The organism is Rufibacter ruber (assembly GCF_001647275.1).
GTDB classification, from domain to species: Bacteria; Bacteroidota; Bacteroidia; order Cytophagales; family Hymenobacteraceae; genus Nibribacter; species Nibribacter ruber_C.
The window spans coordinates 44282-66017 of record NZ_LRMM01000001.1; the positions used below are offsets into that span (position 1 = coordinate 44282).

Annotated in this window: 16 protein-coding genes and 1 pseudogene; 6 read left to right on the plus strand and 11 right to left on the minus strand. The window is 54.6% G+C overall.

Features of this window, described 5'->3' with window-relative positions; translation table 11 throughout:
- Positions 1 to 286: 286 nt before the first annotated feature.
- On the plus strand, positions 287 to 1954 hold the full coding sequence (ettA, locus tag A8O25_RS00195) for an energy-dependent translational throttle protein EttA (protein WP_066829197.1): 1668 nt from the start codon (positions 287 to 289) through the stop codon (positions 1952 to 1954).
- Between the two features lie 124 nt (positions 1955 to 2078).
- Here ettA and A8O25_RS00200 read toward each other — a convergent pair whose 3' ends face one another.
- Together A8O25_RS00200 and A8O25_RS22790 are read right to left on the minus strand one after the other, a co-directional pair.
- Positions 2079 to 2381: a hypothetical protein gene (locus tag A8O25_RS00200; RefSeq protein ID WP_066829200.1), complete on the minus strand. Its 303-nt coding sequence runs from the start codon at positions 2379 to 2381 to the stop codon at positions 2079 to 2081.
- Positions 2382 to 2453: 72 nt separating this feature from the next.
- Complete coding sequence (locus tag A8O25_RS22790) at positions 2454 to 2825, minus strand: hypothetical protein (RefSeq protein WP_153042532.1); 372 nt, start codon at positions 2823 to 2825, stop codon at positions 2454 to 2456.
- Positions 2826 to 3072: 247 nt separating this feature from the next.
- Here A8O25_RS22790 and A8O25_RS00205 point away from each other — a divergent pair, with 247 nt between their 5' ends.
- Positions 3073 to 3984, plus strand: coding sequence for an alpha/beta hydrolase family protein (locus A8O25_RS00205; protein WP_206598630.1), 912 nt, complete (start codon positions 3073 to 3075; stop codon positions 3982 to 3984).
- A gap of 111 nt (positions 3985 to 4095) precedes the next feature.
- On the opposite strand, the gene A8O25_RS00210 is transcribed toward A8O25_RS00205, so the two are convergent.
- Together A8O25_RS00210 and A8O25_RS00215 are read right to left on the minus strand one after the other, a co-directional pair.
- Complete coding sequence (locus A8O25_RS00210) at positions 4096 to 4794, minus strand: YceI family protein (RefSeq protein WP_066829203.1); 699 nt, start codon at positions 4792 to 4794, stop codon at positions 4096 to 4098.
- 1098 nt (positions 4795 to 5892) lie between these two features.
- Positions 5893 to 8883 carry a M16 family metallopeptidase gene (locus A8O25_RS00215; RefSeq protein WP_066829206.1) on the minus strand — a complete coding sequence of 997 codons (2991 nt, stop codon included), beginning with the start codon at positions 8881 to 8883 and terminating at the stop codon, positions 5893 to 5895.
- 796 nt (positions 8884 to 9679) lie between these two features.
- Between A8O25_RS00215 and A8O25_RS00225 the strand changes: the two genes are divergently transcribed.
- The 3 genes from A8O25_RS00225 to A8O25_RS00235 all read left to right on the plus strand — a co-directional run bounded on the left by A8O25_RS00225 (position 9680) and on the right by A8O25_RS00235 (position 14891).
- Positions 9680 to 10627 (plus strand): carboxypeptidase regulatory-like domain-containing protein, encoded by a 948-nt coding sequence (locus A8O25_RS00225; RefSeq protein ID WP_066829218.1) that lies wholly within the window; start codon positions 9680 to 9682, stop codon positions 10625 to 10627.
- Entirely contained in the window at positions 10594 to 12519 is a 1926-nt protein-coding gene (locus A8O25_RS00230) for an outer membrane beta-barrel protein (RefSeq protein ID WP_082893365.1), read from the plus strand. The genes A8O25_RS00225 and A8O25_RS00230 overlap by 34 nt, the downstream gene beginning before the upstream one ends.
- A gap of 215 nt (positions 12520 to 12734) precedes the next feature.
- Positions 12735 to 14891, plus strand: coding sequence for a PAS domain-containing sensor histidine kinase (locus A8O25_RS00235; protein ID WP_241498893.1), 2157 nt, complete (start codon positions 12735 to 12737; stop codon positions 14889 to 14891).
- Between the two features lie 52 nt (positions 14892 to 14943).
- Here A8O25_RS00235 and A8O25_RS00240 read toward each other — a convergent pair whose 3' ends face one another.
- The 6 genes and pseudogenes from A8O25_RS00240 to A8O25_RS00260 form a co-directional block, all read right to left on the minus strand.
- Positions 14944 to 15675 carry a YqjF family protein gene (locus A8O25_RS00240; protein WP_066829225.1) on the minus strand — a complete coding sequence of 244 codons (732 nt, stop codon included), beginning with the start codon at positions 15673 to 15675 and terminating at the stop codon, positions 14944 to 14946.
- 15 nt (positions 15676 to 15690) lie between these two features.
- A pseudogene (locus tag A8O25_RS23445) lies at positions 15691 to 16191 on the minus strand (class I SAM-dependent methyltransferase); the annotation flags it as partial.
- Between the two features lie 18 nt (positions 16192 to 16209).
- Positions 16210 to 16353, minus strand: a complete 144-nt coding sequence (locus A8O25_RS23450; protein WP_206598632.1) for a class I SAM-dependent methyltransferase — start codon at positions 16351 to 16353, stop codon at positions 16210 to 16212.
- A gap of 89 nt (positions 16354 to 16442) precedes the next feature.
- Complete coding sequence (locus A8O25_RS00250) at positions 16443 to 17426, minus strand: SRPBCC family protein (RefSeq protein ID WP_066829227.1); 984 nt, start codon at positions 17424 to 17426, stop codon at positions 16443 to 16445.
- Between the two features lie 12 nt (positions 17427 to 17438).
- The gene (locus A8O25_RS00255; RefSeq protein ID WP_066829228.1) at positions 17439 to 18452 is read right to left on the minus strand and encodes a TIGR01777 family oxidoreductase; all 1014 of its coding nucleotides are present in this window, start codon (positions 18450 to 18452) and stop codon (positions 17439 to 17441) included.
- A gap of 74 nt (positions 18453 to 18526) precedes the next feature.
- Complete coding sequence (locus A8O25_RS00260) at positions 18527 to 19033, minus strand: GbsR/MarR family transcriptional regulator (RefSeq protein WP_066829229.1); 507 nt, start codon at positions 19031 to 19033, stop codon at positions 18527 to 18529.
- Positions 19034 to 19525: 492 nt separating this feature from the next.
- Between A8O25_RS00260 and A8O25_RS00265 the strand changes: the two genes are divergently transcribed.
- Positions 19526 to 20326: an SDR family NAD(P)-dependent oxidoreductase gene (locus A8O25_RS00265; protein ID WP_066829231.1), complete on the plus strand. Its 801-nt coding sequence runs from the start codon at positions 19526 to 19528 to the stop codon at positions 20324 to 20326.
- Between the two features lie 689 nt (positions 20327 to 21015).
- Here the strand turns inward: A8O25_RS00265 and A8O25_RS00270 are convergent.
- Positions 21016 to 21552 (minus strand): dihydrofolate reductase family protein, encoded by a 537-nt coding sequence (locus A8O25_RS00270; RefSeq protein WP_066829233.1) that lies wholly within the window; start codon positions 21550 to 21552, stop codon positions 21016 to 21018.
- Positions 21553 to 21736: the final 184 nt, after the last annotated feature.

Sequence of the window (21736 nt, forward strand, 5' to 3'; positions counted from 1 at the left end):
GCCAATTTTCATAACTCACGGCCGCCAAATTTTACGATATTTGCAGAGCTTGGCAAACAGGCGGCAAAAGCAAACATTTGTTTTGAAGCAGGGGCGCGGCCTTTTGGGCGGCTGAGGCAAGTGCAGTACCCACGGGTGCTGCACCGGGCAACAACTCCCCCCGTGCTTATTACTCAATTTTACATTGCAAAGTTATGTGCCTGTTTCCGGGCTGTTTTTCCCAAAACAGCTCCAAAACGTTCCCAAGCCACTACTGTTGAACCTGAACTAATCATACTGCACCTACATGAGCAACGAAACCATCATTTTCTCCATGGCGGGGGTAAGCAAGATTTACCCGCCGCAGAAACAAGTACTCAAGAATATTTACCTCTCTTTCTTCTACGGCGCCAAGATTGGGGTGCTGGGGCTCAACGGCTCCGGTAAATCATCTCTGTTAAAAGTAATTGCCGGTGTTGACAAGCAATACCAGGGCGATGTGGCGTTCTCACCGGGTTACAGCGTAGGCTACCTGGAGCAGGAGCCGCAGCTGGACCCAGCCAAAACCGTAATGGAGATTGTGCAGGAGGGCGCCGCCGAAACCGTAGCCCTTTTAAAGGAGTTTGAGGAAATCAACGAGGCCTTCGCAGATGAGAACGCCGACTTTGACAAACTCATGGCCCGCCAGGGCGAAGTGCAGGAGAAACTGGACCACCTGGGTGCCTGGGACCTGGACAGCAAGCTGGAACGCGCCATGGACGCCCTGCGCACCCCGCCCGCCGATGCCGTGATTGGCAACCTGTCTGGCGGTGAGAAACGCCGCGTGGCCCTCTGCCGGCTCTTGTTGCAGGAGCCAGACGTACTGCTGCTGGATGAGCCTACCAACCACTTAGACGCTGAGTCTGTTTTGTGGCTGGAGCAACACCTGCAGCAGTACAAAGGCACCGTGATTGCCGTCACCCACGACCGTTACTTCCTGGACAACGTGGCCGGCTGGATTCTGGAGCTGGACCGCGGCGAAGGCATTCCCTGGAAAGGCAATTACTCCAGCTGGCTGGAGCAGAAGGCTGAGCGCCTGGCCAAAGAAGAGAAAACCGAGAGCAAGCGCCAGAAAACCCTGCAGCGTGAGTTGGAGTGGGCCCGCATGAGCCCCAAAGCACGCCAGGCCAAGTCTAAGGCCCGTTTAGGCAATTACGAGAAAATGGCTTCTGAGGAGGCCAAAGAGAAAGAGCAGAAACTGGAGCTCTTCATCCCAGACGGTCCGCGGTTGGGGAACGTGGTCATTGAGGCCGAAAACCTGAGCAAAGCCTTTGGTGATAAGCTGTTGTTTGAGAACCTGAGCTTCAACCTGCCACCCGCCGGTATTGTGGGGATCATTGGCCCGAACGGGGCCGGTAAATCTACCTTGTTCAGATTGATCACCGGCCGTGAAACACCAGACACGGGCACCATCACGGTGGGCCCAACCGTAGAAACGGCCTACGTTGACCAGCAGCATGAAAGCCTGGACCCCAACAAGTCTGTGTTTGAAACCATCTCCGGCGGTACTGAAACCATGCTGTTGGCCGGTAGGCAGATAAACTCCCGCGCGTACGTGAGCAAGTTCAACTTCACGGGCGGTGACCAGGAGAAGAAAGTGGGCGTGCTGTCTGGCGGGGAGCGCAACCGCGTGCACCTGGCCATGACCCTTAAGCAAGGCGCCAACCTGCTGCTGCTGGATGAGCCTACTAACGACCTGGACGTAAACGCGATCAGAGCCCTGGAAGACGCGCTGGAAAACTTTGCCGGTTGCGCCGTGGTCATCAGCCATGATCGCTGGTTCCTGGACCGCATCGCCACGCACATCCTGGCCTTTGAAGGCGACTCCCAAGTGGTTTGGTTTGAAGGGAACTTCTCAGACTATGAAGAAGCCAAGAAGAAACGCCTGGGTGACGTGGAGCCGAAAAGAATCAGATACAAAAAGCTAATGGACTAGCGCCTGGTTTTGTCCTGATTTCAGAAAAAGAGCCCGGAAACGCAGTTTCCGGGCTCTTTTGGGTTAGTAGTTACTGATAAGTTTACTGCTCACTTACTTACATTATTGGGGTGGAATATTTTCACTACAAGCCATCACAGGTAACATTAGCCTGGTTGATAAGGGCATCAGCACTTTGTTTATGTTGTGAATTCCCACATTCCTCGGCTAACTTTTTATAGTCATTTAGTGATTTCTTATAGGCATCACAGGTTGCTCTACTTGGGTTTGTGGCCATAGCCTGGGCTTTGGTTGTTGCAAATTCTAAGGCTGCTCTAAGGTCTTCAGCACAGTCCTTTTTATCGTCATCATCATCAAAGCAAGCCGTTAAAGTTACACTGGAGAAAGCCATCACCAGCATCAGGAAGAGGGAGTTGAATTTTTTCATGTCAGTTCTGTTTAGTTTTGCCGTAAAGGAACAGCAATGGTGTAAAAAGGGAAATACCTATATCTGAGTATTCTAATAGAGTGCAGTTGGCAAGGGGTTGAATACCAAGAGTGTTCTGGTCAGGGCTTTGGTGAGAAGGCCTGGCATTCGCTGTGGGCTGGTGGGGGCGTGAGGATACAGCATGCTGTTAAAGCCATCTCTAAAAAGAAGGCCCGGGAACGTCTTTCCCGGGCCCCAGGTGAATGAAGAAATCAAAGGTGGAATAGTATATTGTATAAACAGTTTAAAAGCTTGTTTGCATTTTGATTTTGCAAGCGAAAACGGGGAGCGAAAGGTTCTTCTATAGCGTTTTTTGAGCAGCATACGCCCCACTATGGTGCGAGAAAAAAGCAACGTCAGGTTCTTTTGATACCCGTTTGCAGCGCAAAAGAAAAATTCAAACATGCTCTAAGGTCAAAAAAGCCGGCAGCAGTGTGGGTAAAAAGAAAAAGACCTGTGGCTATTTTCTGGTTCCCGGGCCGGAGAAGTAGCACCAGGTGGCGGTGCCTGCTGGTGTAAAGGTCAGACAAATGGGGGGTGAGGCAAATACCGGAATCCTGGTATTTTGGCTATGCAGGAGGGAGGCGAACCATTGTGGTGCCTGGTGCCAGACAGATCATCTTGCCAGGAAGAATGTGTACCTTCGTCTTCTATGAAAAACTGTTTTTACGTGCTGCTGCTGGTTCTGTGCCTAAAGATTCTTCCCGTGCATGCCCAGAGCCCACCGCCCCTGGTGTCCTGGCAAGACCTTATGCAACTGCCTGCACCAACAACAGGGGTTAAAATCCAGTATGGGCCAGACTCCCTTCAGTTTGGGGAGCTGCGGGTGCCTGCTACGGGCCAAGGACCTTTTCCGGTAGTGGTGGTCATTCATGGCGGGTGCTGGCTGTCACAATACAACTACGCGTACATGAACCACCTGAGCGCAGCTCTGACCAAGGCAGGGTATGCCACCTGGAACGTGGAGTTCAGGCGGGTGGGTAATCTGGGCGGCGGTTGGCCCGGAACGTTTCTTGACGTGGGCAAAGCCATAGACTATGTACCTGCGCTGGCAAAAAACTATCCTTTGAATAAGAAGCAGGTGGTGGTGCTGGGGCATTCTGCCGGCGGGCACTTGGCGCTCTGGGCAGCCACCCGGCAGAAACTACCCAAGAGCAGCCCGCTGTACGCCCAGAACCCTTTGAAGATTACAGGAGTTGTCTCTTTGGCGGGAATTACTGATTTAGTGGGGTATAGCCAGGAGAAAGGCAGCTGTAACGCCGCCGTGGAGAAATTGATGGGTGGTTTGCCATCAGCGGTGCCAGAACGGTACGCAGACGGCTCACCTTTGGGGCGTATCCCGGTGAAGGTGCCGGTGCGGTTACTGCAAGGCGCTTTAGACCCTATTGTGCCGGTACAGCAGGCAGAGCAATTGGCCGCTTACTCGTCTAACAAAAACTATAGGGTGCAAACCGTGCTTTTGCCTTTTGCCGGTCATTTTGATCTGGTGGCCCCCACTTCGCCTGCGTGGCTGACGGTAGAAAAGGCGGTACGGGAGGTAGGGCAGGCTGCAGCCAGAAACTAGCTGAGCCGGTAGTGAGAGCGAGGGACGCCGTTCCTGTTTTTGCCCTGTTTTTAGAAAAATAGCCCGAAAACACACGTGTCTTCGGGCTATGTAGTTAGTGCAGGAGTTGTGTTACTGGGCTGCTCCGGTGCCGTTGGGTTTGGTGGCCTTCAGGTCCAGTTCAATGTTTACGGTCTCAGAGATGAACTTGTCTCCCAGGGTTTTATCATTGCCGTAGTTCATTTTCCACTGGCGGCGGTCAATGTCAAAGTTGGCTTCGGCCTCCATAGAATTCTCATTGAGCTCAATGCGGGCCGGGAACGTGATGTTCTTGGTTTCGCCTTTGAGGGTAAGGTTGCCGCTTACATTAAAGTTGGCGCCTTCCACCAAAGAGGTGTCGCCGCTGGTGGGTTGGTAGGGCTCCACTTTGGTGATCTCGAATTTAGCGGTCCCAAACTTTTCAGCGTCAAAGAAGTCGCCGCTCATCAGGTGCGGGCGCAGCTTGGTATCAATCATTTCCCCTTCTTCCTCCATGTCCATTGATTGAATGTTGATGGTGAACTGCCCGCCCGTGATCTGGTTGTTCGCCACCGCCACCGTGCCTGATGACAGCTTAAAGGTACCCGGGTGGTTTTTGCCCACGCCATTTCCCGTGAACCTGATTTTTGAGTCAGCGGTGTCTACCATAAAAGACTGCCCCGCCGCCGTGGCTGCGTCCTGCTGGTCTGTAATGGTGGCCTGGTCTCCCTTGGGGGCTTTGTCGCAGGCGGCAAAGGCGGCGGCCAGGGTAATGGCCACGGCCGTTTTCTTAAGGAACGGAAGTGCTTTCATAGCAGTAGGGGTTAGGTGACTATATAGGTGTTTTGGTATGTTTTAATATGCCTTAGAACGAAAGAATATCAGATTGGTTTATGTTCGTACACATGATTCTTTTGCTCAACGCTCTGTCAGGCCAGCCGCTGGTTTGGCGCTGATTTACGAAAAACAGGCCGGAAACGGCTTTTGGCACAGACGCCCGCAGGCCCTTGGACCGCGTTTAGGGTCTCGGGGCAGGCGGTACAGCGGTGGCAGGCGTATGGAACCCACCCCTGCCCCTCCCGGGAGGGGAGTATCAGGCATGCGTGTCCTCCTGAGTAAACATCCCCCTTCACCCCCTTCAAAAGGGGGAGTATTGGAGTGAGTTCTGAGTCCTGAGTCTTGAGTCCTTCCTTTTTTCTTTAGGCAATTCAACACGAAAGAAGCAGCAATGTCTGGTTTCGCTGCCGCGCCGCGAGGGCAGCCAGAGACCGCCCGTCAGCTGTAGGCACGCGTTTGGAGACTCGCGCCAGCGCGTGAGTATCAGCTGGAGTTTAGAAGGCACGGAAGTTACTTCCGCGCCATAGAGGGCAGAAGAAGCAGAAGTAATGTGAGGCTGCCGCCTCATGGAAGCTGAAAGCTTCCGCCACCATAGGTCCAGGTTGGAAACTTGAACCAGAGATTGTGACAGACAAGCAGCAATGAACAATCAACACTTCTGCCCCTAGCTGATGTGCGCAGCACGGGCTCGCCTCAGGCTAGCGGATTAGCAATAGTTACCTGCAGAGGCAGACAGAGCAACACTAACAGCTACAGCAGAGGAACAGCAACCAGTCCTGGCGGTGAGCGCCTCTGTTAATACGGTGCCGCTCCGGCGGCAAGGCCGGAGGGCCTAGTTTTAACAGCAGTGCTCACCCCCAGGACGGGGCCCCGCGGCCGTGAGCGCGTAGCGGAAAAGATGAAACAACTCAATAAGTGAAGCACTGGAGCAAACGGGAGAGCCAAGGGAACAGCAGACTACGCATTCCTGCCGCAGCTAAGGGAACAGGAAAAAAGAGGCGTTTCCGGGCTCTTTTCCCGGAAACGCCTCCAAAACAGGTCACTGCCGGAGCAGTGTCTGGTATTGCAGAAGAACTAGAAGATGCGTCCCTCTTTCTTGGCCTTCTTGCCTTTCTTGGGGTCCTCCTTCTTCGGCTCGGCGATGATGGCCGGGGCCTCCACCTTGGCCACGATTGGGGCACCGTCCGGGTCCAGCTCCACCACCTCGTAGCCCAGTTTCTCCAGGCCCGGCTTGATAGAGGCTTTGTCGCCCACCAGCATGATGCTCATTTTCTCCACCTGCAGGTGTTTTTTGGCCAGGGCGTTGATCTCCTCCTTGGTGATGTTTTTGAGGATTTCGTTCTGCTTGGCTACGTAGTCTGGCTCCAGGTTATAACGCAGCATGTTGTTCAGGAACATGGCTTTCTGGAATGACGTCTCATATTTACGGGCGTCTGACTGGCCAATGGCGCTCTTCATGAAGGCCAGCTCCTCGTCGGTGATGCCTTCCTCGCGGAAGCGCTTGATCTCCTTCATGAACTCTACTACGGCACTGTCAGAGACGTTAGAGCGTACTCCGGCGTAAGCGGTGTATGGGCCTGCGCTCTCATTGCCGGCGAAGTAAGACCCGGCGCCATACGTGTAGCCTTTCTCTTCGCGCAGGTTTAGGTTGATGCGGCTGTTGAAGGCCCCGCCCAGCACGTAGTTCATGAGGTTGGCCTTGTAGTATTCGCCGGTGGCGTCATACGGCATGGCCATATACCCTATTCTGATTTCAGACTGGGCGGCTTTCTCCTTGTCTACAATGAACAGTTTGGTCTTGTCAATGGTAGCCATCTTGGCCTCGGTTGGCATGGTGACCGCCTTTGGCTGCCAGTTGTTCAGGAACGCCAGCTTGGGCATGATCTGGTTCTGCTCCACGTCGCCCACAATCACCAGGTTGGTCACGCTTGGCGAGAAGTAGTTTTTGTAGAATTGCTTCACATCATCAAGCGTGATGCTTTCAACGGTTTTAGCAGTTCCAATGACCGGAATGGCTTGGATGTGGCCTTCGCCGTACAGCATTTTGTTGTACACGTTGTTGGCAATCACGGTAGGCTGGGTGCTCTGGTTTTTGATGGCCTCCAGGCGCTGCTTTTTCAGGCGGTCAAAGTCATCCTGGGAGAAGCGCGGGTGCATCATGCGCTCCTCCAGCAGGGCTAGCGTAGCATCCAGGTTCTTCACCTGTGACTGCACCTGCACGGTCATGTTGTCTGAGCCACTGCCGAAGGAGATGGAGGAACCCAGTTTCTCCAGTTTGGTGCTAATTTCTTCTGCGGTGAATTTCTCAGAATCTTCATTCAGCATAGAAGCCATGAGTGACGCGATACCGGCTTTAGACGGGTCGTGCGCCTCCAGCTTGTGACCACCTTGTAAAGAAAACAGCAAGGTCACGGTAGGCACTTCATCGTTTTTGGTACCAATCACCTTGATGCCGTTGGCCAGGTTCTGCTTCCAGAACGGCGGAACGGTGATGGTGGGGTTGGCGCCGGCGGCAGGTTTCTTGCTGCGGTCAAAGGTGTCTTTGGCTTTCACATACTTCAGGCCAGCGTACTGGTCTGCCGGGGCCTTGTAGCCTGCCTTGTCCACTTTGTAGTTGTCGGCCTTGGCCACCATCTCTGGTTTTCCGGTAGGCACCACGCTCAGGATAACGGCTTTCTTGCCTTTGATGTACTGGTTGTAGACCCGCATCACGTCCTGCTTGGACACCGCACGGTGCGCCTGCAGCTGTTTAGCCAGGTAATTGGGGTTGCCGGTAAAAGTCTGGTAAGAGGCCAGGGTTGATGTCTTGCCAGAAACACTGGACAAGCTGTTGATGATGCTGGCCTCATAAGAAGACTTGAACTTCTCCAGGTCATCATCAGACACGCCTTTTTTCTCAAACTCCAGCAATGCGTTACGCAGCTCCTTCTCCATGTCTGCCAACGTGTGGCCTGGCAATGGCAACACCGTCAAGGTAAACTCACCGGCCAGTTCTGTACATGGGTGACCGGCGCTGGCTTGTACCGCTTTCTGCGCTTTGGTCAGGTTCTGGTACAGGATAGACGTTTTGCCGCCGCCAATAATCTCTGACAGCAGGTCTAACGGCACTTCATCTGGGTGATAATTGGGCACGGTAGGGAACACCATCTGCAGCAGCGGGAACCGGATGTTGTCTTCATAAGACACGTATCTGTCCTGGGTCAGCACCGGGGCGGGCAGCTTCATGTTCTTCACCTCCGGCCCCTTCGGGATGGGGCCGAAGTACTTCTCGGCCAGCTTCACCACCTGGGCCGGCGTCACGTCGCCGCCCACGGTGAGGGTGGCGTTGTTGGGGCCGTACCAGCGCAGGAAGAAGTTCTTCAGGTCGTTTACGTCTACGCGGTTCAGGTCTTCCAAGTAACCGATCACATCCCAGGAATAGGGGTGGCCATAGGGATAGAGGGTGCGGTAGATGGTTTCGCGGGCTTTGCCGTAGGGTTGGTTGTCTACGCTCTGCCCGCGCTCGTTTTTCACGGTCTCGCGCTGCACCTCAAACTTCTTCTGGGTGACGGCGTCGAGCAGGAAGCCCATTCTGTCGGCCTCCAGCCAGAGGGCGGTCTCCAGCTGGTTTGAGGGCACGGTCTCGAAGTAGTTGGTGCGGTCGCGGTTGGTGGTGCCGTTGAGCGTGCCGCCTGACTGGGAGACGATCTTGAAGTGCTCCTCGTCGGCCACGTTGTCTGAGCCCTGGAACATCATGTGCTCGAAGAAGTGGGCGAAGCCGCTCTTGCCCACCTCCTCGCGGGCGCTGCCCACGTGGTAGGTGACGTCCACGTGCACCACGGGGTCGGAGTGGTCCTCGTGCACGATCACCGTCAGGCCGTTGGGCAGCACGTACTTCTCGTAGGGGATCACCAGCTCGCCGCCCTTCCTGGTGACCTTCTCCACCAGCCGGGGGCCCTGCTGGGACTTGGCGGCGGCGGCGGTGGTTTTCCTTACGGGCGTGGCCGCCTTCTTGGCCGTCTGCGCCTGGGCCTGCGTCAGCAGCGCCGCCGCCAGCAGTACCGCCAGTGTACTCTTCTTTGACATATCTTTTTTGGTTTAGTTAGAGGGTGTGTAGGAGTAAAGTAAGTTAGTTACTTCTTGCTTCATTTTATTACATTTTTTTATAAAAATTTTTCATCCCTTATGGAAACCCGGGCTTAGAGGCATCTAAGCAGAAAATCTGCTTAAGCCGCTGAGGCTTACCCCCCAACCACTACCCGCAGGAAAAAGTAGTCAGTAGTATATATAGTGATAATTATATTAATTGTTGAAGAATGGTGATAAAAGCCAGAAAAGGGCCCGGCGAAGAAGTATGCCCGCCTGCTGCTGGGCTGGCGTAAGGTAAGCCTATCAGATTGAGTTTCTGAAAGAAGTTGGGCAGGCCAGAATTAACGATAGAGGGGCGGTAGAGGGATTCCAAAGAACATTCCTGTTTTGTGTTTTCTGAAAAACAGCCCCAAAACAGGAATGACAAAGCTGAAGGGTCAGGTTCTTCCTTCCGCCGGAGCCCAAGCCGTGCACGTGCCACTTTCCTGGGAGCTAAGAGCGTGTATGCATTTGCCTAATGCGCTGCAAACGGACCTAAGGACCTGATCTTGCGGTTGCCTCGCGCCAGAGTGCCGCTATGGTGCTCTAAAATTGGGATAGAAGTGCTTTTCGCTCCCCGTTTTCGCCTGCAAAACCAAAAGTTAAAGAAGCTCTGGTGCCACCTACTGCTGGTGTGTTGGCGGGCAGGCAAACGTTAAACATATGTTAATGGCGCTTCCTTACCTTTGGTGCAACTGCCTTATACTAGATATTAGATCCTGAAAATAGACCCCCTAAAGAAAATCTCCCCTTTATGAAGCACGTGTTACGCTTTGTCTTTTTAACTTCCTGCTCTTTTCTGCTTACGGTTGTTCTGGCTCAGGCGCAGAAGGGAGAGGTGAAGGGAAAACTCTGGGATACCGCCCACAAAGAGGTAGTGTCATATGCCACGGTGGCCATCTACACCGCCCAGGACACTACGCTGGCCACGTTCAGGGTGAGTGATGAGAAAGGGAATTTCAGAGTGCCTAACCTGGCGCTAGATACCCGGCTGCGAATTGTCATTACCATGACGGGATTGAAAACCTACCGGAAGGAATTTACCCTCAGTGCGGGCCAGCCCGAGCTTGACCTGGGGCAGATTAACCTGGAGCAGGCTGACCATATGCTGGGGGAGGTGGTCATTGCCGCCGAGGCGCCTCCCATTATTGTGCGCAAAGACACGCTGGAATTCAATGCCAACTCCTTCAAAACCCTGCCCACGGCCCTGGTGGAAGACCTGTTGCGCAAGCTGCCGGGTGTGCAGGTAGATGCTGAGGGAAACATCTCTGTGAACGGGCGCTCTGTGCAGAAGATATTGGTAGACGGGAAAGAGTTCTTCGGGAATGATCCCAAGGTGGCTACCCGCAACCTGCCGGCAGACATGATCTCAAAGGTGCAGGTGGTAAATGACCCAGATGCGCTGAGGCGGGACCCAGACATGCCGGTCAGTGAGATTCCGCAGGTGATCAACCTCAAGCTGAAAAAAGGGATTAAACAAGGGGCCTTTGGCAAACTGTACGTCGGCAAGGGAACCAAGGACCTGTTTGAAGGCGGCGGTATTGTGAACCTGTTCCGGGATACTACCCAGCTGAGTGTACTGGGGTATGCCAACAACCTCAACGGCCGGGGTTTGGGTTTGAGGAGATCAACCGTATTGGGGGCTTTAACCGCAGTGGCTGGAACTCCATGTCTATGTGGAGCGACGGCGGCTTTGCCCTGAACGGGATCTCGTTTGGCGCCACGGGGCAGGGAATCCAGCGTTCAGCCGGGGCGGGCGGGAATTTCAACACCCTGCTCAAGAACGGGATCAAGCTCAACCTGCAGTATTTCTACGGCGGCATTAACGCAGACCTGAACCAGCTTGTAAATTCGCAGCAGTTCCTGAAAGACAGGGTGCAGCAGCCCAGTGACACCCTGAACACCCGCCGCCTCCGGGAACAGGACAGCCGGGACCAGAGCCACCGCATTGGCGGAAAGATTGACTGGAAGATAGACTCACTCACCAGTTTCAGCATTACACCCAGCGTCACGTTTTCTACCAGTACGGCTAACCAATATTCACTGGCCAACACCACCTTCAATTTTCAGGAGCTCGCCAATGACAGCCAGGACTCGCTGCGCCGGGAGGGCAGCCGTACGGCCTTTACCACTGCGGTTTCATTTGAGCGCCTGTTCAAGAAGAAAGGCAGAATCTTCACCCTGTTTGGGGACTATAACTACAACCTCTCTGACCAGGACCAGATCAACCGCTCCATCAATCAGTTTTACCGCGAGAACCCGTACACCGTTTACTTAGACCAGCTGCGGGTCAATGACCGCGAAGGGCTCACCACCTACAGCAACTTTTCTTTTACAGAGCCCCTCAGGAAAGACCTGAGCGCGGTGCTGCGGTTCAACACAGAGTACTTCCAGGATGAGAATGACATCAACACCTACCGGTACAATGAAGACCGGGGGCAGTATGATATCTTAGAGGAAAGCCTCTCTGACCGCGTGAACCGCGACGGCTGGCGCAACTACCTCACCCTGGGTCTGCGCTGGAAAATCAAAGACGTGTCTCTGCAGCCGGGCGTGCGGGCTACCCGCCTTGATATTTATAACCGCTTTGAGCGGGACGCACCCATTGATCAGCATTATTTCTATGTGTACCCGTCTTTGAACATAACCTGGAAACAGCTCAACTTCAGCTACAATGTCAATGTGCGGGAACCCAACGCCGCTGACCTGCAGCCGGTGCCAGACAACACCAACCAGTTGTATGTGCAGTATGGCAACCCCGGTCTTACCCCCACCATCTCCCACAGCCTGAACCTGCACTACCGGTACAATAACACCAACCGCTCCCTGAACTACAGCACCTACCTGTACGGGACCATCAGTGAAGATGCGGTGACCCGGGCAAGAACCGTAGACCTGGAAGACGGGAAGCAGACCTCTACGCCCCTGAACACCGGCGGGAACTGGAACATCAGCAGCTACACCAATGTGATGAAAGACTACAAGTTTGACGGCAACCGCCAGTTCTCAGTAGGAGGCGGCCTCAACATCTGGTACAGCCGCACCCTGATCTTGCTGGACCAGTACCGCAGAGGGGTACTGGAGAACCAGTTGAGAGGCTTTGGGCACAGTATTAACGTTTCTCCCAGGCTGGAAGGGCGTATGAACCTCAATGACAAGCTGGAGATTATCCAGACCTATTCTGTAAACCGGCAGTGGGGGCGTTATGAGAAAAACCTGGCCAACAACATTGCCATCACCAACCAGACCGCCAAGTCTGAGGTCATTGTGCGGCTGCCTAAAAAGCTGGTGTGGGAGGTGTCTTATGACTATTGGTACAACTCAAACGCGGCCCCAGGGCTGCAGAGAAGCTATGGCCGCCTCAACGCCGGCATCACGTATCTGTTCATGAAGAATGACCGCGGCCAGCTCAAACTCTCTGTCTTTGACGCCCTGGACCAGAACCTGAGCGCCTACCGCAGTGTGCGGGAGAACATGGTAGAAGATTACCAGACGGCCGTACTCAACCGCTACGGGCTTCTCACGTTCACCTACAACATCCGGAATTTTGGGGGCAAAGTGGGCGGCTCCAGCAATTCCTTCTTCCGCTTTTAGCAGAGTAGGGGGAGACGTGTCAGGTACTGCCGGGCGCGGGCTCATTCCTGTTTATGACCTGTTTTTGCCAAAATAGCCCTAAAACACCTGGGGCTATTTTTTTTCTACTGCTTGCTCTTTCCTGATCAGCGTGGGGCAAAGGATAATAAAACCTTATGTCATGGGAAGTTCGTACTTTGGAAGTCTGTACGGCAAGTACAGTATCATTCCCCTATATGCCACAAGAACCTACTCCTCATAAGACCTCTGCCCAGACGCTCACCATCTTTCAGGGGGGCGGTGAAATGGGGGCTTTGATGCGGGATTACCCCTGGGAAAACCATCCGCTGGGGCACCCCGCGCAATGGCCCCAGAGCCTGAAAACCAACATCAGGCTGCTGCTGAATTCTGAGTTCCCCATGTTTATCTGGTGGTCAAAAGACCTGTATGCCTTCCACAATGACGCCTACCTGCCCGCCCTGGGGAAAAAGCACCCCAAAGCCCTGGGCATGGCTGCCCGGGAGCTGTGGGCCGAAATCTGGAGCAATGTGGGCGGAATTGCAGAGGGGATTCTGGCCGGGGGCAAGCCTTACTACGCAGAGGGGCTGCTGCTCTACCTGGAGCGGAAAGGCTTCTCAGAAGAAACGTACTGGACCTTCTCCTACAGCCCCGCCTTTGATGATGATGGGCGCGAGGCCGGGGTTTTCTGCGCCTGCACAGAAGTGACCAGTACAATAGTGGGCCAGCGCCGCCTGAAAAGCCTGAAAGACATCTCTGATGCCATGTCTCAGATCCAGACGCTGGAGCAAGCTTGCCAGATGGCCAGTGAGGTGCTGGCGCAGAACCCCCAGGACGTGCCCTTCAGCCAGATTTACCTGTTGAACGCAGACCATACCAAGGCCACGCTCTTCGGCCATTCGGGCCAGGTTGCCCGGCCGCTGGCGCAGGAAATTGAACTGCAGGGGCAAACGCCAACCCCTGAATGGCCGCTCTGGCAGGTGCTGCAGTCTAAAAGCATGCTCCTCACCGGTAACCAGCCGGGGGAGCCGCAGCGTGTACCAGAAACAGTGGCCGGTTCGCAGCAGCAGCAGCAGCAGCAGCAGCAGCAGCAGCAGCAGGCGGTGATTTTGCCCATCTTCCACCCGGGGCAGGAGCAGCTGTTGGGCTTTTTTGTTTCGGGCGTGAGCCCGAAGCTGGAATATGACCGGGATTACCAGAATTTTCATGAACTGGTAACTGGCCAGATTGCCACCTCTATTGCCAGCGTGCGGGCCCGGCAGGAAGCCCGGCGGCAGCAGGAGGAGCTGGAGAACCTCTTTGAGCAGGCCCCCGTGGCCATCTGCATTCTGCAGGGGCCGGAGCATGTGGTGGAGCTGGCAAACCCTGGTATCTGTGCCCTGTGGGGGAAAAAGCAGGAAGATGTGCTGGGGAAGCCCCTGCTGGCGGCTCTCCCTGAGGTAAAAGACCAGGGCATCAAAGAACTGCTGGACAGGGTGTTTCTCACGGGCGTACCGTATGTGAACAGTGAGATGGAAGTCCTGCTGGAGCACAACGGCAAGCTGGAACCTATTTTCTTCAGTTTTGTGTACCAGCCCATGCGTGACGCAAAAGGCACCATCACGGGGGTGATTGCCGTGGCCATCAGTGTCAACGCGCAGGTAGAGGCCCGGCAGGAGATTGAGGCCATGAACAGTGAGCTCCGGGCCATCAATGTGGATCTGGATAACTTTGTCTACTCCGCTTCGCATGACCTGAAAGCCCCCATCTCTAACATTGAAGGGCTGGTGGATACCCTGGTGGAACAGCTTCCCCCTGAAACGCGGCAACAGGAGGTGATACAGCGGGTGCTCAGCATGATTCAAACGTCTATCACCCGTTTCAAGCGGGCCGTGGCCGACCTGACGGAGGTGACCAAGATTCAGCGGGAGAACAATGAAGATGTGGCCGCCATTGATTTGAATGACGTGGTGGCAGATGTGCAGCTAGACCTGGAGAACATGATTCAAAGCGTGGGGGCCAAGGTGGTCACCGCGTTTACCCCGGCGTCAACGGTGAAATTCTCGGCCAAGAACGTGCGCAGCATTGTCTATAACCTGTTCAGCAACGCGCTCAAGTACCGCTCGCCAGAGCGGGCTCCGGTGGTCACCATCCAGACCCAGGCCGTGCCCGGGTTCCTGGTCTTCTCCGTGACAGACAACGGGCTGGGCATTGAGCCAGAGGCGCGGGGCAAGATCTTTACCATGTTCAAGCGGCTGCATGACCACGTAGAGGGTACCGGCATTGGGCTCTACATTGTAAAACGCATAGTAGAAAACGCCGGCGGACGTATTGTGGTGGAAAGCGAAGCCGGCAAAGGCTCTACCTTCAAAGTCTACTTTAAACAGGAGGGGTAAACAGGCACCAGGTACAGCCGGGCGTTTTAGAGCTGTTTTTCTGAAACCAGGCCTAAAACGCCTTGCTGCGCCAGGCAAGCGGAACGCCCTCCCTGACTTGCACAGGAGAGCCTTCGGCCAGAAAGACGGATTCCGGCGGCCTCTGGGTTAAAAAAGAGAAGGGTGCGCCGTAGACTTCCGCAAAATCAACCTGAACCTCAGCTTCCTGCACCGGATACACTTTCCACTGGGGGTGAACTACCTCATATGAGTTTGTTTTAGCGGCTGTAACCCGGGTGTAGCCCCAGTAATGTTCAGTGATAAACTCTTCTTCGCTGCCGGGGGCAATGGGCACCGGAGTATTGGCGGCAGTGGCTTGCAGGTGGTGCCAGATGTTCTTTTTCCAGCTGTACCGCACGGTGAGAGCATCTTTAGAGGTGTGCCAGGAGTGCCGCATGGGCAGCGCCTCATACGCTTCTTTATACACGGCATTGGCCACCTGCGCCAGGGCGGGCTTGGGAACAATTTCCTTAAGGAACACCACCCCGCGTTTACATTGGCCCTGCTCCAGGTACGTCACATAAAACCGCAGGTTGACTTCCTCAAAATTCCGGTGGAAAGGCACCGGGATGCCTTTGAGTCTGGTATTCATAAACATGAAGCCCACCAGGCTTACATAGCAGGTGCCGTTCCAGAGGTCAAGCTCCGTACCCGCCGGGAGGTAAGGGAGGAGGAGGTCCGGGGAAACGGCATAGTTGGCAATGAGAAGCTTGCGCCATTCAGCAGTGAGAAAAGTCTTTTTCATAAACGGGGTTGTGGCTTATGGTTTTGTGCCGTAGAAGCCCGTTGCGCAGCCTTTGAACAGTTGCTGGTACGTAACGGCAAGACCCTCAGACTTAAAAATCTCAGCGGCTTCTTCAGCGTTCCTGAAGGCGTGCGTATAGTAACTCAGCATCTGGTAGTGGTGGTAGTCTTGGGCGAAACAGTAGCCTATGAGGGGAATAAGGTGTTTTAGGTAAAACAGGTACAAAGCCTGTAGCCACCCTGGTGCCGGTTCTGAGATTTCAACAAACGCAAAATGACCCCCGGGCTTCAGCAGCCGCTTAGTTTCTCTGGCCAGGCAGAGGAGCTGCTCCCTGGAGAGGGTTTTCAACCCGAACGCGCAGGTGACCACATCATAAGACATAGAGGGCAGGGGAGACCGCAAGGCATCTGCCTTGATCAGCTGGACCCGGTTGGCAAACGTGCGCCTGTTCTTGCGGGCCGCGCACTGCAGCATGCCCTCAGAGAAATCCAGCGCCTCTACCTGGGCACGCGGCCACTTGGCAAAAAGATGGGGCTACATCTCGCCCATGCCGGTCATGAGGTCTGCCACTTTCACGGCACCTTGCAAAGACGGCAGAGGCTGGAGGAACTGCCTGCGCCAGACGTACGAAAAGCCAAACGAGGTGAGGTAGTTCATGCCCTCATACGAGCTCGCCATTCCGTTGAAGAGGCTGACCAAGTATGGCTGCTGGTAATAGCGGGCCTGTTGCTTGTCTGCTGGCCGGGGCAAAGGGACGGCGGGAAACGCTAACCTGCTGCACATAGGCGGCGAGATGAGAGGTGGGGGGCTTTTTCGCTTCGGGTTTTGATTATTTCTAAGATCATCTCGTGCAGGTCATCCATCAGAAAATCTGCCCACCAGATACAGTAGAAATTGAAGGTGGTGGTGACCCGGTAGGTAGAGGTGAGGGTGAGCAGGCTTTTTGCCGGGGACAGGGCTTTGATGCGGTAGCTGCCGCTCACCACGTCAAAAAACGCGCCGCCCACCATCACGTGCTCATCTAAGGTGTTGGGCGGAATAGAATGCCCGTCCAGGTTGACCCGGTAGGTGAAGCCTTCCCCTTCATGCCACTCCTGAATATCAAACCTGAACTGGATGCCTTTGTCCCAGGAGATGGAGCGGGTAGCGTCTGCGCCTTCTTTATCTAAATAGCCGTGCAGGGGTTTGGGCACGTGAATGAGGTGGGTAAAATGTGTCTGAATCTCTTCTGGCCGCACGTCTTTCACATGTTTCACGTGCTGCCAGACAGTTGCCTGCGGGGCGTTGACCTCAAGTGTAGTGGTAACGGTATGGAAGGCGTCTGCGGGCGTCATGTTCTGCTCCGCCACCATTATGATCAGGGGAAGCAGCAGGGAGGAATACAGCGGGGTTTTGGGCCCTTTGTAGTGCTGCCGAACCAACTGTACCACAAAGGCGGCCAGCGTGCCCAGCAGGATAAAGGGCGCCACAATAATCACCAGGCAGATGATCCCCTCCAGCTTCAGGGCGAAAGCCAGCAGCACAAACAAAAAAATACTGCCCCACGGAATTAAAATGAGGGACTTGAAGGAGAGCATTTGCTCCCGGGTGCTGAACAGGACCGGAATAGTGCCAATGAGGAGCGGCAGAATGAACACATAGGAAATAGAGACCAGCGTGTGGTGCTCAGAGATGATGCAGAGCGTGACAATGCCATACAGCGCGGCAAGCACAACGGCATAGGTTTTCCGGAGGTTGGGTTTGCTTTCCATGGGGCGGGTGGGCTACGCTTGCTGTTGAAACCGTTGGCCCAGGCCTTGAAAAGAACCAGACTGGGCGTTTCTGGCCTGTTTTTCAGAAAACGGCTCCAAAACAGGCGCGGCTTTGGGCGGAAGGCACAAGGCTACCGCCTCTTCAATGGTGTCCACCTGGAACCGGTAGCCCGCCTGCAACAGCCGGGCGGGGGCCACCCACCGGCTTTTCAGGAGCAGTTCCGTCTCGGTTCGCAGGAGCCAGGCCCCCACCTCCAGCATCCATTTTCTGGCCCGCAACCCAAAGCCCCGCCCCAAAGCGTTCCGGACGGTCTGCATGAAGAGGTGGTTGGGCACCGGCCGCGGGGCGGCGAGGTTGAAATCGCCTTCCAGCTCTTCGTGCTGAATCAGGAACTCCAGGCTGTTGATCAGGTCCTGGGCGTGAATCCAGCTGAAGCACTGCAGGCCGTTGCCCTGCCTTCCACCTAAACCAAAACGGGCCAGGTTCAGGTAGTACGGCATCACGCCGCCGCCTTGGGCCAGCACTATGGCCAGGCGCAGCCCAATCTTGCGGGTGCCGGGGGTATGCTGGGAGTAGAACGCGTTTTCCCATTTGGTGCAGACCTCCACAGAGAAACCGGTGCCCACTTCCCCGGTCAGTTCGTCCTGCGGACCGTCTAGGGCATGGCGGTAAATGGTGGCAGAGGCTGCGTTGACCCAGAGCGGGGGCGGGCTTTGCAGTTGCCGAACGGCCTCGCCCAGCACCTGCGTGGCATTTACCCGGGAAGAGATGATGGCGCGCCTGTTCTTCTGGGTATAGCGGCAGTTCACGCTCTTGCCGGTGAGGTTGATCAGGACATCTGCCTTCTCCAGATGCTGCACCCAGGGGCCCAGGTGGGTGGCATCCCACTGCACGTGCCGCGCCGGGGTCTGCCGGGCAGAGGGTTTTCTGGTGAGAAGGATGACCTCATCTCCTTTGCCGGTGAAATGCTGGGAGAGCAACTGACCTATAAAGCCGCTGCCGCCCGCTATTATGATCTTGGCCATACGGGTATGAATTAAGTGTTGTAATGTTTTGAACTTTCAGAAAACAATGAAACATAAAAGGCAAAAAAATAGCGCTACTTGAACAGCTTGAAAATAGACCCGAAGAACCAGTTCTCCTCGGCTTTCAGCATGGTCTCCAGGGTTTTGTCCACGTTGGTGGCTAGTTTGTTAATATCGGTCACAGAGGTTTTAAAGGTTTTGTATTCTGGGTCCTGCTCGTCACCCTCTACCGCCTGCAGCTGGTTCAGGAGCTTGAGCACCGGTTCCAGTTCGCGGCGCTTGCGCTCTTTGGCCACCTGGCGGGCAATGTACCACACGTCTTTCTCGGCGTAGAAATATTCCTTGCGCTCGCCGCTGCGGTGCTGCTTCTCCACCAGGCCCCAGTTTATCAGATCACGCAGGGTCATGTTGGCGTTGCCGCGCGAAATCTGCAGCTGCTCCATGACCTGCTCAGTGGTCAAGGCCTCCGGCGAAATCAGGAGCAGGGCGTGCACCTGGGCCATGGTGCGGTTAATACCCCACTCAGACCCCAGCTTGCCCCAGGCTTCAATGAATTTCTGTTTGGCCTCTGCTAATTCCATGGCCCAAAGGTATAGAAGTTTTTAAACTTTCAAAATTTATTGAAATATACTTTTGCAGTAAGTAAAAGGTTGCGGCTGCGCCGAATTTTTCCGGAACTATTTTATAAGCCGTTCCTGGCCTCATGCTTGTGCACGGGCGTTTTTAGGCTGTTTTCCGGAAAACAGCCTAAAAAAACGCAAAAGCGGTGTTCCTTCTCCATAGGGAGAAGGGTAGGATGAGGGAGAGGCGGTTCAAGTAGTAAGGGCTACGGCTACTGGCGCAGACCCTGGCAGGTCTGGGAGACACTGCGAAGTCTTGTGAGCGCGCTAGACAGCAGAGGCAAAAGCAACGGGGGCTACCTTCCCCCGGAGGGGGATCTCTGTTTTTTGCCTGTTTTTCTGAAAACAGCAAAAAGCGGCGCTAGGCGGTGAAAGCCGGTTTTTTAGAGGGAAAACAGAAAACCGCGCCCACCTCTTTCCGTTAGAAAGAACTCACCGTTAATAATTTACACAATGGCAGCTACTTCAAATTACGCACTCATCACGGGCGGAACCGTGGGCATTGGCTATGAGTTGGCCAATATCTTCGCCCAGAACGGGTACCACCTCATCTTGGTGGCCCGAGACCAAACCGAACTGGACCAGCGCGCGGCAGAGTTCCGGCAGAAGCACGGCGTGGAGGTGGTCACCCTGGCCAAGGACCTGTTCCAGCGGCAGGCGCCCTTTGAGGTCTATGACGAGGTAAAGGCGAAAGGTCTGCCGGTAGAGGTGCTGGTGAACAACGCCGGGCAAGGCCAGTACGGCGAGTTTGTAGACACTGACATCAACCGCGAGCTGGACATTGTGCAGCTGAACATTGGTGCCTACATCACCCTCACCAAACTCTACCTCCAAGAAATGGTGGCCCGCAACAGCGGAAAAATCCTGATGGTGTCTTCTATTGGGGGCGAGCTGCCGGGGCCGTTGCAGGCGGTGTACCACGCCACCAAAGCCTTTGTCTCTACTTTCACAGAAGCCCTGCAGAACGAAGTGAAAGATACCAACATCACCATCACCAAGCTGCTGCCCGGCCCTACTGAGACAGATTTCTTCCGCAAGGCAGACATGGAGAACGCCAAGATGATCAAAGAAGGCGACTTGGCAGATGCCGCCAAAGTAGCCCAAGATGGTTATGACGCCCTCATGGCGGGTAAGCTGGAAATCATTTCAGGTTTCAAGAACAAAGCCATGGTGGCCGCCAGCAAAGTCATGCCAGACAGCCTGGTAGCCGAAGCCATGCACCAACAAGCCAAACCCAGCGACGAAGGCAAGTAAGCCTTTAGATCAACCCCAAACTACCAATCCGTTTTTGGCCTGTTTTAAGAAAAACAGACCGAAAACGGATTTATTTTCATCTAAAGTTTCTTGCCAGAAGCTTCACCGTCTTTTCACCAATGGTGCAGCGATATGAATACAAACCACACCTCCTTTTCGTCACCTGCGGGAGCGGGCAACGCAGTGCCGCAAGGCACGAAGGCGCTTAGCGGGAGCACGGACAGACGGTTAAGGCTAGCAGTGGCCACGGTAGCTATGGAAGAAACAGCGGTTGCCAGGTGCTAAATTAACTGAAGCCCCTTTTGTCTGAGCGGCAGCGAGTCAGGGGCTTCTTGATTCTTTTGGTTACTTTTCTCATCAAGGAGAAAAGTGTCATACATGAATAGAAAGTAATGCAGCTGGAGGTTAGGCAGGAACGGCGGTGGGAGCAACTTTATCAATTTTCGTTAGATTCTAAGACAAGCTCAGAATGGCTATCAATGCGTAGAACCCACCCCAACCCCTCCCAGGAGGGGAATTATCTGGAATGCGTGGACTGGCATATGTAACCCCCTTCGCCCCCTTCAAAGGGGGAGTATCAGCAAGCATTAAAAAAAACACCAGCAAAACCAGCTGGTGTTTTTGGGCTGCTTTCTTGAAAACGGCTCTAAAACAGAAAGAAGAGCGCCTGTAAACGTCTGGGAGAAAGGCTACCGCACCCGGTCATACCACAGCTGCACCAGGCTGGAGGAGGGGAACGTCAACGTCTTTTTCAGGGAGAGATGCTGCTCCGGCCTGCCGTCCCGGAACAGCCGGATGCCGCTGCCCAGCAAATGCGGAATGATGGAGACAATGAGCCGGTCAATGAGGTCTTCCTGCAAGAGGGCCGCCACAATCTCGCCGCCGCCGTCACAGTAAATGTCTTTGCCGGGCTGCTGTTTGAGAGTAGCTATCAATTCTTTCAGGTTGCCGCCGTAGAACTGCACGTGGCCTTCCCGGCCGGTTTTGCTGCGCGAGAGCACGTACACGTTCTTGTCTTTGTGCAGGTACTGGGTGTCGCCAAAGGTTAACACTTTTTCATAGGTTCTGCGGCCCCAGATGAGGGTGTCAACGGTGTGCTGGAAATCGGCGTAGCCGAAGTCTTCGCCGGGGCGTTCTACCAAAGAAAGGAAATCCAGGTTGTCGTCTTCTTTGGCAATGTAGCCGTCAAGGCTCATGGCAATGTAGAGTACTACTTTTCTGCTCATTGGTTTGGGGATTATGTGTAGGGGACAGATACCGGGCAAAGGTAAAAAGTTGCACCACCTAGCCAAAAAGACAGAACCGCCCTGGCTACCAGGTACCCGTTAGATAGCTGTTTTGGCGGTATTTTCTGAAAAACAGGCCAAAAACGCAGCGGTTGGTGATTGCGCAGTATCTTTACCCATACAG

What these genes read in the sequence shown, in the direction of transcription:
- ettA (WP_066829197.1), top strand. Translation starts at nt 287, where the DNA reads ATGAGCAACGAAACCATCATTTTCTCCATGGCGGGGGTAAGCAAGATT.
- A8O25_RS00200 (WP_066829200.1), bottom strand. Translation starts at nt 2,381, where the DNA reads ATGAAAAAATTCAACTCCCTCTTCCTGATGCTGGTGATGGCTTTCTCC.
- A8O25_RS22790 (WP_153042532.1), bottom strand. Translation starts at nt 2,825, where the DNA reads ATGTTTGAATTTTTCTTTTGCGCTGCAAACGGGTATCAAAAGAACCTG.
- A8O25_RS00205 (WP_206598630.1), top strand. Translation starts at nt 3,073, where the DNA reads ATGAAAAACTGTTTTTACGTGCTGCTGCTGGTTCTGTGCCTAAAGATT.
- A8O25_RS00210 (WP_066829203.1), bottom strand. Translation starts at nt 4,794, where the DNA reads ATGAAAGCACTTCCGTTCCTTAAGAAAACGGCCGTGGCCATTACCCTG.
- A8O25_RS00215 (WP_066829206.1), bottom strand. Translation starts at nt 8,883, where the DNA reads ATGTCAAAGAAGAGTACACTGGCGGTACTGCTGGCGGCGGCGCTGCTG.
- A8O25_RS00225 (WP_066829218.1), top strand. Translation starts at nt 9,680, where the DNA reads ATGAAGCACGTGTTACGCTTTGTCTTTTTAACTTCCTGCTCTTTTCTG.
- A8O25_RS00230 (WP_082893365.1), top strand. Translation starts at nt 10,594, where the DNA reads ATGTCTATGTGGAGCGACGGCGGCTTTGCCCTGAACGGGATCTCGTTT.
- A8O25_RS00235 (WP_241498893.1), top strand. Translation starts at nt 12,735, where the DNA reads ATGCCACAAGAACCTACTCCTCATAAGACCTCTGCCCAGACGCTCACC.
- A8O25_RS00240 (WP_066829225.1), bottom strand. Translation starts at nt 15,675, where the DNA reads ATGAAAAAGACTTTTCTCACTGCTGAATGGCGCAAGCTTCTCATTGCC.
- A8O25_RS23450 (WP_206598632.1), bottom strand. Translation starts at nt 16,353, where the DNA reads ATGGCGAGCTCGTATGAGGGCATGAACTACCTCACCTCGTTTGGCTTT.
- A8O25_RS00250 (WP_066829227.1), bottom strand. Translation starts at nt 17,426, where the DNA reads ATGGAAAGCAAACCCAACCTCCGGAAAACCTATGCCGTTGTGCTTGCC.
- A8O25_RS00255 (WP_066829228.1), bottom strand. Translation starts at nt 18,452, where the DNA reads ATGGCCAAGATCATAATAGCGGGCGGCAGCGGCTTTATAGGTCAGTTG.
- A8O25_RS00260 (WP_066829229.1), bottom strand. Translation starts at nt 19,033, where the DNA reads ATGGAATTAGCAGAGGCCAAACAGAAATTCATTGAAGCCTGGGGCAAG.
- A8O25_RS00265 (WP_066829231.1), top strand. Translation starts at nt 19,526, where the DNA reads ATGGCAGCTACTTCAAATTACGCACTCATCACGGGCGGAACCGTGGGC.
- A8O25_RS00270 (WP_066829233.1), bottom strand. Translation starts at nt 21,552, where the DNA reads ATGAGCAGAAAAGTAGTACTCTACATTGCCATGAGCCTTGACGGCTAC.